The sequence below is a fragment of the Acinetobacter sp. YH12211 genome, assembly GCF_013418015.1.
Classification (GTDB): domain Bacteria; phylum Pseudomonadota; class Gammaproteobacteria; order Pseudomonadales; family Moraxellaceae; genus Acinetobacter; species Acinetobacter towneri.
In genome coordinates, this window is record NZ_VPCW01000003.1 from 94743 (window position 1) to 107284 (window position 12542).

The 12542-nt window shown below is 39.1% G+C and carries 10 protein-coding genes and 1 other RNA gene; 8 read left to right on the forward strand and 3 right to left on the reverse strand.

The features are described from left to right. The first annotated feature begins 3 nt into the window (after positions 1–3). Positions 4–1497: an FRG domain-containing protein gene (locus FTU98_RS02525; RefSeq protein WP_179996960.1), complete on the forward strand. Its 1494-nt coding sequence runs from the start codon at positions 4–6 to the stop codon at positions 1495–1497. After that, positions 1494–2099, forward strand: coding sequence for a hypothetical protein (locus tag FTU98_RS02530; RefSeq protein WP_179996959.1), 606 nt, complete (start codon positions 1494–1496; stop codon positions 2097–2099). Before FTU98_RS02525 ends, FTU98_RS02530 begins: the two co-directional genes overlap by 4 nt. Before the next feature lie 210 nt (positions 2100–2309). Here the strand turns inward: FTU98_RS02530 and FTU98_RS02535 are convergent, their stop codons facing one another. Next, a complete protein-coding gene (locus tag FTU98_RS02535; RefSeq protein ID WP_180050306.1) occupies positions 2310–3275 on the reverse strand; it encodes a hypothetical protein in 966 nt (321 codons plus the stop codon). 281 nt (positions 3276–3556) lie between these two features. After that, entirely contained in the window at positions 3557–4753 is a 1197-nt protein-coding gene (gene sbmA, locus FTU98_RS02540; protein WP_004975393.1) for a peptide antibiotic transporter SbmA, read from the reverse strand. 395 nt (positions 4754–5148) lie between these two features. Between sbmA and FTU98_RS02545 the strand changes: the two genes are divergently transcribed. After that, positions 5149–5355 carry a hypothetical protein gene (locus tag FTU98_RS02545; protein ID WP_004975391.1) on the forward strand — a complete coding sequence of 69 codons (207 nt, stop codon included), beginning with the start codon at positions 5149–5151 and terminating at the stop codon, positions 5353–5355. Between the two features lie 664 nt (positions 5356–6019). Beyond that, entirely contained in the window at positions 6020–7378 is a 1359-nt protein-coding gene (locus tag FTU98_RS02550; RefSeq protein WP_180050309.1) for an NAD(P)-binding domain-containing protein, read from the forward strand. A gap of 119 nt (positions 7379–7497) precedes the next feature. Here the strand turns inward: FTU98_RS02550 and glpK are convergent, their stop codons facing one another. Then, on the reverse strand, positions 7498–8982 hold the full coding sequence (glpK, locus tag FTU98_RS02555) for a glycerol kinase GlpK (RefSeq protein WP_180050312.1): 1485 nt from the start codon (positions 8980–8982) through the stop codon (positions 7498–7500). Between the two features lie 130 nt (positions 8983–9112). Here glpK and ssrA point away from each other — a divergent pair. The 4 genes from ssrA (at position 9113) to FTU98_RS02575 (ending at position 12541) form a co-directional block, all read left to right on the forward strand. Continuing rightward, positions 9113–9472, forward strand: a transfer-messenger RNA (tmRNA) gene (gene ssrA / locus FTU98_RS02560). A gap of 284 nt (positions 9473–9756) precedes the next feature. Then, positions 9757–9999 (forward strand): hypothetical protein, encoded by a 243-nt coding sequence (locus FTU98_RS02565; RefSeq protein WP_004975383.1) that lies wholly within the window; start codon positions 9757–9759, stop codon positions 9997–9999. 185 nt (positions 10000–10184) lie between these two features. Further along, positions 10185–11336 (forward strand): efflux RND transporter periplasmic adaptor subunit, encoded by a 1152-nt coding sequence (locus tag FTU98_RS02570; RefSeq protein WP_004975381.1) that lies wholly within the window; start codon positions 10185–10187, stop codon positions 11334–11336. Continuing rightward, the gene (locus FTU98_RS02575) at positions 11333–12541 is read left to right on the forward strand and encodes an ABC transporter permease (RefSeq protein WP_136144179.1); all 1209 of its coding nucleotides are present in this window, start codon (positions 11333–11335) and stop codon (positions 12539–12541) included. Before FTU98_RS02570 ends, FTU98_RS02575 begins: the two co-directional genes overlap by 4 nt. Position 12542: the final 1 nt, after the last annotated feature.

Sequence of the window (12542 nt, forward strand, 5' to 3'; positions counted from 1 at the left end):
TTTATGGCTTACTTCAATCTACTACAGTGCTATTCAGAACAAGAAATAGATACTTTAGATAATAATTTTATATCCATTACTTATAGTACCAGTCGTTTCGCTGAATATACAGATGAGCCTATTCGATTAAAATTCAAAGAACTAACAGAAGAGTCTTTACTAATCTTACGTAACTTCCCTTGCTTTATCTGTTTTGAAAACTTTCAAGATTTTGTGGCAATAGCAGAATTACGAGAGACAAAGTTAAATAATGATAATAATACTATAACCGCAACTTTTAGATTACTATCAGATAAAATATCAACATTAAAACCTAAAGAGGGACATACTAATAGATATACTTATATTTGTGATTTAGAAGAATTAGAAAAAGCATTAAAATTTGAGGGTTGGGAAAAAACCAGAACACATTGGGCGATTAAAAATTCTAATTTATTTGAAAAATTAGCACCTCTTAATATCTTTTCAAATTTAGAAGAGATAAAAGAAACTTTTCCAAATCAAAATATTGACTTACTAAGTCCACCTCAAATTATTGGTCATATAAATGTATCAATTGAAACTAGTTTTAGCGTAGAAGCTGAAATTATTGTTACACCACCATATATAAATAGTATTTCTACTTATATAGAAAAAATTAAAGATATAAATACATTCATTGCTAGCAAAAAAGAAAATAGCGAAGTCTTTTATAGAGGTCATGGAAAATTTTCGTACCAATTATTACCATCACTTTTACGTGAAGATCCCAGTGGCAAAGGAAAAATTTATTTAGAAGGTGAACATCTGTTATTCCGTGAATTACTCACAATGGAACCTAATTCATTCAGTAATGACATCAGTGGTTTTGACATCCTCACACGAATGCAACATTATGGAATGCCAACTAGATTGCTTGATATATCTAGCAATCCATTAACTGCACTCTACTTTGCTTGTGAAAATTTAAACCACAATGAAGATGCTGAAGTTGTAATAATTTCCGTAAAAAAAACAGATATATGTTTTTATGATTCTGATAAAATTTCTTGTTTAACAAATTTAGCAAAACTTACTTCTAATCAGAAAGATCAACTATCCCAATATATTATTAATTGCCAAAAAAACGACTCAACCAAAACCCATCTAAATGAGTCTGATCTTAATCAGAAAGTTTATGAACAATACTTACACTGTATATTAAATGAAAAACCATACTTCAAACCTAGAATTGAAATCAAAGATCTTAAAAATACCTTCTGTGTAAAAGGTCGGTTAAACCAAGAAAGAATTATTGCTCAATCAGGCTCTTTTCTAATCTTTGGTTTAGATGCAGAAGCAATACCAGAACATGGTAATAATGATTTCACCGTTCATAAAGTCAGAATAAAAAAAGATGATAAAAAGCCAATATTAGATGAATTAGATTTACTCAACATCAACCAAAGAACGGTTTATCCAAGTATTGAAAATTCAGCAAAATATATCAAAAATCGATTAGAAAACTTTAAAATATGACCATCAAAAAAGTATCCTCCATCGCCAAACTCGAAGACTTAGGACGAATTCAACTTTCAAAGTCTTTCTTTATGCGTGACTTCCTCTATAGCGAAATCGCTAATTGGTATGGTGTACCCAACTTCCCCGACCATCCTGACATTGCCATTCGCACAGGCAAAGAACTCTGCCAACAACTGCTCGAACCACTCCAAGATAAATTTGGACGAATTGCGATTCGCTCCGCTTATCGCTCACCAAGCGTGAACCAACTCGGAAATGAAAAAGGACATAACTGCGCAAGTAATGAGAAAAACTTTGCCAGTCACATTTGGGACTATCCCGATGCAAAAGGTTATGGGGCAACGGCGTGTATTGTCATTCCATCATTTTTAGCACTGTATGAAAAAGATCAAGTCAATTGGCAACAACTCGCCTATTGGATTCATAATAATTTGAATTACAACCATCTACAATTTTTCCCAAAACTTTGTGCATTTAATATTGGCTGGCATGAACAGCCTGCACGAGAAATTTATAGTTATATTCAGCCCAAAGGCTATTTATTACGTGGTGAGGCGATAAATAAAGAATTTGAGCAGTTTTATCCTGATCTTATTTAGTTTTATCTTTTAAATTACCCCTCCCCCTTGCGCAGCAGTACTGCTCATCCAAGTGGGAGAAGGAGCTTCCATTACAAATTAAATGCCATCAAAACTTTAATATTGGAAAGGTCTTTAAAACAAGCACTAGTGATAAACTGCACTGTGGTGCAAGGGAGAGATAAATATTTAAATTTTAAAATGAAGAGCAGATCAGAAATTATGCGCTCCTCATTTCATTCCTCTCAACATATTCTTAGCCCCTGCATGATTATAATTATTGGCTAAATTCTGCAAAATACGTTTCGCCTGCACATCTGAATTTGGAAAACGACTCCGATAACTCGAAACACCCGTTAAACAACGTGCCACCAACATGCCAGATTCTGTATAAATACGTGTACCTTCTGCACCTTGTAACTTGCCATAGTTATAAGCACGTTGTGCATTATTACAGGCATTAATCTGATTACGCCCACTGTTTAAATCACGACGCGCTGCGACATATAAACGTGTCTGTTGCTGTTGTGGTGTTTCAACCACGCGTGGTGGAGCTGTTTTTACTGGTGCAACTACAGGCTCTTTTTTCTCTTCAGGTTTTTCTTTCACTTCAGCAACTTTGGTTGCATTTGTTGTTTTTGGATTACTTGGAACTGCTTTAGGTGCGGCCTTTGCAGGTGCAGAAGCCGTGCGATAAAAACGTCGCGCTTCATCTTCAGACATTATTTTAGTGACCAAACTCACCACTCGCGCTTCACCACGCTGTTCCAACTGGCGCTCCGCCACTGGCTCAATCGATACAATCCAACTTTCGCCCTGATTACCTACACAACGGTATGCCCCAATCCCTTGCTTTACATCTCGATACGTATTGAGTAATTTTTTAGACCACGCATTTTTGACTAAACTCATTGAGCTTTTATAGGCCAGCGTTAAGCGTCCATGTTGTGACTGACAATAGCTGCCCATATATTTACGTGGAATCATAGATTCAGCAGGCTGATCTTTGCGCTGCGGCCCCCAATAATAGACATATTCTTTGGCAGCACCACTGGGCTGATTTAAGTTTTTTTGAACAATCAGTTCTTGTGCAGATGCAAAATGCTTCACCGAATTTGGGCTAAATTGATCAACTGTTGCACAACCAAATAATAGGCTGCCAATCCCCCCAATCAAGAGTAATTTTTTGCAGGTCACGTCTCAATTCTCAATTGTTTTTATATCAATGAAAATATATGAATTGGTGCAAAATAACAAATACAACACCTTGATTTTATAGTTAATTAATCATAATTTTATTTGAATCAAGTTTGATATTTTTATAAAACAATCCAATTCATCACAGTTTTTTATGATTTTGAATACTAACACTCATATTATTTTTTATACAACTGTTCAGATCTATTTATATTTAGCAATCATGGCTCTGAACATGTGAACGCGACATCCACAACAAATCATGGATGTCGCCACCACAACTAGTGATCCAATGTCGATTCAAATGCTTTTAAACGCTTATAGATAGACAAGAGCTCAATAATGGTTGGCCAAGATGCAATCAGATACTGAAAAGATTCACGGACTTTGCCAAATACGTTGGCAATTTGCATCATCAAACCCAATGTAATAGCCCCTGCGGCAATACTTGGGAACAACACAAATAAACCATAAATATTGTCCAATTGCATGTACCAAATGCGTACCAAGTTAAAATAGGCATAGTGGAAATATAAACGGAAATAGTTCAAACGCACTTTGCTAAACAGTTCTTTTAAACTCAGCGGATCAGCACGTTCAGCGTGATCTTCACCATAAACCAATTCTTTACGATAAGCCGCCTCAACTTTTTGGTTATTAAATTCCAGACCTGGTAACTTCGCACCCACCACAATTAACACCACTGTACCAAATACTGCCCAACCCACTGCAGCCCAAACTAAGGCATACGAAATTTCCCCCACTATAGGCAGGGCTTTGACATGCACAGACAAACTAAACAGCACAGGTAAAAATGCCAACAAAGTCATTAGGGCTTCGACTAAATTTACCCCTAAAGTTTCCATGGTTCTGGCAAAGCGCATGGTATCTTCTTGAATACGCTGTGAAGCCCCTTCAATATGTCTGAGTTTTTCCCAATGTGCGGTGTAATAATTATTCATTGCCGTACGCCAACGAAAAACATAGTGACTAACAAAAAATAAATTCAAAACCATTAAGGTCACTGCCACCATGGCGATGTATAAAAAGGTCAGCACACCTGCATAGAGTTCATTGACATCTCCACCGCCACTACTGAGCATTTTTTGAATCAGGTCATAAAATGGGTTGTACCAGGCATTCACCACAACATTGACTTGTACCCCAAACCAAATATTAAACAGGATGAATGCCGATCCCCATACCGACCAGCGCTGCCATGGGTGATTTGCTTTAAGTTTCCAGAAAATGGCAAACAGCGTCGTTGCCACAAAAAACCACAGATAAAACCATAAAAATGCAGGTGACCAAAAACGGCTGACATCGATGGGTAATGTTGCTTCGGCATAGCCTTGCGGGAAGCCAATCCAACTACCCCATGCGCTACCGCCCGAGTACCATAAAGCCAGATTGATCGCGAACCAAACAAGCAATGAAATAAAAAACCACTTTGGATTTGGAAAAAATGACTTAAACATGCAGACAAAAAGCCTTTATTTTTTAAATTGGAATGTAAAACCCAGTGCCTTCACCACTTAAAAAAGCGTGAATGGATACTTTAACTTTTATACTTTATACGCTGTTTTTTCAGCAATAATTTTATTTTTATACTGAAAACTGTAAATTTCATCAATCGGCTATATTTTACTGCGCTGTTCATTTGCCATTCATCTAAGAAATTACATCAAATTTCAATTTCTTATATTTTTAAAATGTCAAATTATGAAGTATTGGGCAAATTTATTGCGATTTTTTGACCAACAATTCAAGTACAAAATATTTAAACCCGACACAAATTTACGATTTTGTGTAGATTATTCATCAATTTACTATATAATACAGTTGATTAAAAATAACTCATTTAGGGTGCGGTATGGAATCTCCAACAGAAAACATTGCTATTGAGCTACTTGAACCTATTGTTCTACGTAAAGAAAACTGCGCACCAATTGAATTCGAGCAAGGTACAATTTTAAAAGTTTTATTGGTTAATCCTAACTCCTACTTGGTTACCGTAGACGACGAATTTAACTTTACTGTCTCTTTAGAAGATGAAAATAAGGTGTGGCGTAAACTTTAATTACTGAGTCGCCACAAACTTTAATGATTGAATGTACGCAAAGCACATTCAATCATTAGATAAAGCTTGATAAATACGCTACTGCTTTCATGGCTTATAAAAACTAAACTTTCATTACACCTATCAATCACAGCATCCTTTTAATTTTTCAGAAGTCCACTTCGGGTATGGCTCTCTGAAAATGTTGCCTAAGATTCAGTTTTCAATCCTCTGTATATCATTGTAGATTTTGCAACAATCTCATCAAAATCACCTTTATATTGGGCAAAATGAGATAAAAATTAGCTTTAAATTTTCATCTTATTTTCTCTATAAAAATCAATAAAATATACCAATTGATCAAACCAAAACAACAACAGCAATGACTTTAAATTCACTTTTACAACTAAGCAAAACCAAAATTAATCAAAAATTATGATAAGATCATGCTTCTTGTAAAACACATTTTTTTATAAAGATGAGTTGCTTAAGCAATTTTTACTGTCTTTAGTGTGTTTTATTTTTTCTATTTTTTTAATTCACATCCTATTTTGACAAGATCTACTTGATCTCTAAATTTAGGATTGTATTTGCTTATTTTTATAATGCGGATATTTAAAATCCTGAATTGTGTCACTCAAAATTGGAGAAGTAATTAAGAACTCAAAAACTAATGGAGATAGCAATGGATCGAATTGCAATTATTGGCGCTGGCCCAAGCGGCATGGCCCAATTAAGAGCGTTTCAGTCAGCAAAGGCCAAAGGTCTACAAGTTCCTGAAATTGTATGTTTCGAAAAACAAAATGATTGGGGTGGACTCTGGAACTATACTTGGCGCACAGGTATAGATGAACATGGCGAACCTGTCCACGGCAGTATGTACCGTTATTTATGGTCAAATGGCCCTAAAGAAGCGCTAGAATTTGCCGATTATACTTTTGATGAACACTTCAAAAAACCAATCGCGTCTTATCCGCCACGCGCAGTGTTGTGGGATTATATTCAAGGTCGTGCAGAAAAAGCACAGGTGAAAGACTTAGTCCGCTTTAATACCGCCGTTCAGCATATTCATTATGATGATGCGATGCAAAAATTTACGGTTGATGTCGAAGATTACGCACAGCAACGTCATTATTCAGAACAGTTTGATTATGTTGTGGTGGCCTCTGGGCACTTTTCTACCCCGCGTGTCCCTGTTTATGAAGGCTTTGATCAATTCCATGGTCGTATTTTACACGCGCATGATTTCCGTGATGCACTGGAATTTAAAGGTAAATCAGTGCTGTTGGTGGGCAGCAGCTACTCTGCCGAAGACATTGGTTCGCAATGTTATAAATACGGCGCCAAACAAATTTACAGTTGCTATCGCAGTAAAGCCATGGGCTTTAAGTGGCCCAAAAACTGGTCTGAAAAACCACAATTACTGCGTGTAGATGAAAATACTGCTTATTTTGGTGATGGAACATCGGCCAAAATTGATGCCATTATTTTATGTACGGGCTATTTACACCACTTCCCGTTTATTGAAGATGGCTTGCGCCTCAGAACGCATAACTGCCTTTATCCACTAGGTTTATATCAAGGTGTGGTTTGGGAAAAGAATCCACGTTTGTTCTATTTGGGTATGCAAGATCAATGGTACACCTTCAATATGTTCGATGCGCAGGCATGGTTTGTCCGCGATGTGATTTTGGGCAAAATTGCGTTGCCAAGCATAGACGAAATGCAAAGCCATACCCAAACCTTGCATGAAAAAGAACAACGCTTAATGAGCGATGAACAATCTGCACGTTTTCAAGGGGATTACATCAAACGCCTGATTGCGCAGACCGACTATCCATCTTTCAATATTGATGCAGTACACGATATTTTCATGCAATGGAAAAAGCATAAAAAAGAAAATATTATGGGCTTTAGAGATAAAGTTTATCGCTCAGTGATGACAGGAAAAATGGCTAAACCGCATCACACACCATGGCTTTATGCACTAGATGATTCTTTGGAAAGTTATCTAGAAGATGAAGCTCAACGTGAGGCAATGTAAGGCGTAATCTAAAAGATCAAAGTAACGAAAAAACAGCTACAAGCCTCAAAAGTTTTGCTGATGAGGCTTGTGGTTTAAAGATTTATTTCAACTTAGCGTTATTTTAGAAATAGCGCTGATTATAAGTCTGACTTAGCACGTTTTAAGGCTTGTTGCCAACGCGCTAAATGTTCTGCACGCTCTGCTTCATTCATTTGGGGTTCAAATACCCGATCTAACTGCCAAGATGCTGAAATTTCAGATAAGTCAGAAAATACACCCGCCTTTAAACCTGCCATAGCTGCTGCTCCCCAAGCGGTTGATTCCAACATTTTAGGACGTAACACAGGCACATTTAAAATATCGGCTTGGAATTGCATCAACATATCATTTTGACTAGCACCACCATCGACTCGAAGCTCTTTCAGTGGATGATCTAAATCGGATTGCATCGCAGTGAGTACATCCGACACCTGAAATGCAATGGATTCCAAGGCAGCACGGGCAATATGTGCCTTGTTGGTGCCACGTGACATTCCACATAAAAGCGCTCGCGCTTCACTGTCCCAATGTGGCGCACCAAGCCCTGTAAATGCAGGAACTAGCACTACACCATCGCTAGAAGTTACACTATTGGCAAGTTGTTCCACATCGCTGCTTTTTTGGATAATACCCAAACCATCGCGCAGCCATTGCACTACAGCACCTGCCATAAAAACACTGCCTTCAAGGGCAAAATGGGTTTGATTTTGACATTGCCACGCCAAAGTAGTGAGTAACTTATTTTGGCTAAATTGCACCTGATTGCCTGTATTAAACAACATAAAACAGCCTGTGCCGTAGGTGTTTTTTGCTGTTCCAACTTCAAAGCACGATTGCCCAAACAACGCCGCCTGCTGATCGCCTAAAATACCTGTAATTGGGATATTCGCCCCCAATAAACCCGTTGCGGTATCTGCAATATAGCTGTCGGATGCAATAATTTTAGGTAAAACTGATGCGGGAATTTGAAATAATTCCAGCAATTCTTCATCCCAAGTTTGGTGATGTAAATTCATCAACATCGTTCTTGAAGCATTACTCGCTTCAATGACATGCTCTGCGCCTTGGGTCAAATTCCAGATTAACCAACTGTCGATGGTGCCAAAAGCCACATGCCCCTGCTGTGCCAATGCTTTTAATCCATCGACATGCTCAAGCAGCCACACCAGTTTTCCTGCACTAAAATACGGATCTATACGCAGACCTGTTTTTTCCTGAATCAATTGCATCTGATTATTTTGAATCAAGTGATGACACCAATCAGCCGCACGACGATCTTGCCAAATTATTGCAGGCGCTAATGGTTTGCCTGTGCGTTTATCCCACACCACTGTGGTTTCACGTTGATTGGTCACACCAATTGCGCGAATGTCTTTAGCCAAAATACCTACAGTCGCCAGAGCCTGTTGCACCACAGCAATTTGATTTGACCAGATTTCTTGAGCATCTTGCTCCACCCAACCTGAATGTGGGGTCTGAATATGGGTTTCTCGTTGTGCCGTTGCCTGAACTTGTCCGTGTTCATTGAAGATGATAGCGCGACTAGAGGTTGTGCCTTGATCGAGTGCTAGTAAATAACTCATATTTTTTATTGTGTTTGACTTGAAAAATAAAATATTAGCGCAATTATGTAACTAAGCGCATCGAAATGTGTAATTGTGCAGAAAATACATCGTAATTTTTGCCAGCTATGCTATGATTGCGCTGTGATATGGGGATGTTATTGGCTTCGACGCTGATGATGAAGCTCATAGATGCATGCCGAGAGCGCATTTTCTCTCGTAAATCAAATTTGCATTAAAATAGTCGCAAACGACGAATCTTACGCTCTAGCTGCCTAAGGGCCGCTTGTCCGCTTCACTGAATACTTGTGGTCAGTGAACCCGACTGAAGCGCACGCACACAAGTCCGTATAGAGTTGAGCCTCGGGACTTTATACCAAACTTAGAGGATCGCACTTTAAACCCTGTTCGTCGGGTCTTAGAGTGTTAAAACAATAGACGATATCTAAGCATGTAGTATTCTCGAGTGTAGTGTTGGCGGACGCGGGTTCAACTCCCGCCATCTCCACCAAATTCTTAAATTCATATGAAGTTACATAACTAAATATGACTAAAAAAGCCTTAAACATCAGTGTTTAAGGCTTTTTCTATGGGTTTTGCGTCCAATGCTATCCAGAACAAATTGACCCAAATTTGAATAAATTGGGTCAAAATTGCGTCAATTTGACCCACAACTTTTAGATCTATAATGACCTGAAGCGAAGTACATCTCTCAAACAACCCTTGTCATAAATTTGTAATGTTTGTTGCTTATAAATTCTTAGAAATTTCAACTTTATATTTTAAGGTTCAGGAATGTCAGCAAACATCAGCTTAAAGTATCTAAATTCATTGATCAGTGATGCTCAGACTAAAGGCAATAAAATTGAGAAAATATTATTGGGCTATAAGGCTTATTATTTTTTCATGTCAGATAGTGATTTCCATAAGGCAGTGACTAGCTCTGCACTCTCGCCAAGCAAACGTAAATATAAAGACCATAAAATTAAAGTGACCCAAGACGACTATCAAATTGAGGTAAAACTTCACGAAAAATGATCAGGATTGCTCACTTTTGCACAATACAGGTTCAAATCCACTTTTAGGATTTGAGCCTTTTTATTGGACGGTTTATTCATCTCCAAACATTTTTCGCTTTCACTCCCCAAACCGAATAACTCCCCCGCACAACAACAAAATAGATTATATTATCCTTAATTGATAAAAAATTATGCGGAGTACACATGCAGGTATTTCCCTTAGGCAAGCGAACGATTTCCGTGATTGTGGTCATTGTAGCTTTGGTTTTATTGTTAATTTACGTAGTCTTACGCACAGGCCCATTTGCCCCTGTCAACGTCACCCTCACGCAAGTCAAATATCAATCCATTCAACCTAGCCTGTTTGGCGTAGCAACCGTTGAAGCGCGTTATAATTATAAAATTGGCCCAACTGCAGCAGGTCGCTTAAAAAACTTAAAAGTAGATATTGGCGATAACGTACAAGCAGAACAACTGTTAGGCGAAATGGATCCTGTCGATCTAGAAGATCGTTTATTGGCTCAACGTGCGATAATCCAAAAAATTACCGCTCAGCAACAAGACACTCAAATCCGTCAAAATTTTGCGCAGCAACAAGTCAATCGTTATCAACAACTAGCTAAAATCAATGCCACCAGCCAAGAATCTTTAGCCATTAAACAACAAGAGCTCGATTTGGCAACGGCGGCACTCAGCGCGATGCAACAAGAACTCAATAAAGCACGTGCAGACCTGAATACCTTACAAGCACAGCGTGATAATTTAAATTTAGTGGCCACAGCTGCAGGTGTCGTCACTGCACGTTATGCAGAACCGGGTTCAACGGTGGTAGCAGGTCAAACCGTACTAGAAATTGTCGATCCTAACTCCATTTGGATGAATGCCCGTTTCGATCAATCCAGTGCGATTGGTTTAGCTGCTGACTTACCAGCTCAAATTCATTTACGTTCACGGCAAAATAATGCTTTGGCAGGTCATGTGTTATGGGTAGAACCTCGTGCCGATGCCATTACCGAAGAAATTTTAGCTAAAGTGGTTTTTAATCAACCTCCAACGCCTCTTCCGCCTTTGGGTGAGTTAGCAGAAGTCACCATCAGCCTCGCACCATTGGCACGCAGCTTAACCATTCCCAATGCGGCAGTTCACCGTATCAATAACCAAGTAGGCGTGTGGAAAGTTGTGGCCGAAAAGCCGCAATTTGTTGAAGTTCAATTAGGACGTTCAAATTTAGCGGGCGATGTGCAAGTGCTCGCAGGCTTATCCGAAAATGATCAAGTGGTGCTGTATAGTGAAAAACCCCTACATGCCAAAAACCGTTTACGGGTTGTCAAGCAACTTGCAGGAGCAGCTAAATGATTAGTCTGGCAGGTCGTGATATTTTCCATTCATGGGGTAAATTTGTATTTACTGGCTTTGGACTCGGCTTGCTGATTGGTGTGACCTTAATTATGGCTGGCGTGTATCGCGGCATGGTAGATGATGCCAAAGCCCTGCTGAATAACAGTGGTGCTGACCTATGGGTAGTGCAGCAAGATACACTTGGCCCTTATGCAGAACCTTCAAGTGTGCGTGATGATTTATATCGCAGCGTGATGAATATGCCCGGGGTGGCGCATGCTTCAAATATTACTTATTTAACCATGCAAGTGCATCATCAAGATAAAGATATTCGCTCGATGGTGGTCGGGATTCAAACAGGTGAACATGCGTGGAATAACTTGGGGTGGCCGCCACATTTATTGGCAGGACGTCAATTGACCCGCGGGCACTATGAAGCCGTAGCCGACATGAGTACGGGATTAAAGTTGGGTGATCGTATTAAAATCCGTCGTAACACCTTTACCGTGGTGGGTTTAACCCGACGCATGGTGTCTTCGGGTGGTGACCCGATGATTTTTATTCCGCTGAAAGATGCACAACAGGCGCAATTCCAAAAGGACAATGCTGCCATTTTACAAGACCGTAGACGAATTGCAGTAAACCCAATTTATAACCGCCCTGCTTATCCTGACTTGCTTGAAAGCGTACTCAATGCACAAAGTAGCAACCGTTATGTGAATGCTATTTTAGTCCGTTTAAATGCAGGTGCTTCAGCTGAAGAAACAGCAGCACATATTCAGCGTTGGCAACAACTAACAGTCTATACCCGCCCGCAGATGGAACACATTTTAATCAGCAAAATGATTGCCACATCCGCCAAACAAATTGCCATGTTTTTGGTGATTTTGGCCTTGGTCAGCGCCGCGATTGTGGCATTTATTATTTATACCCTGACTATGGACAAAATTCGTGAAATTGCGGTCTTAAAATTAATTGGCACACGCAATCGCACAATCGCTTGGATGATCTTGCAACAAGCACTCGCGCTTGGATTAATTGGGTTTGCTGTTGGTAAAATCAGTTCAACCTTTGCCGCACCATATTTCCCGAAATATGTCTTATTGGTTCCGCAAGATTCTATTTTTGGATTTATTGCGGTGATGCTGATTTGCATGTTAGCCAGTTTGGTTGCAATTCGGATGGCACTGCGCATTGACCCTGCCGAAGCAATTGGGGGATAAC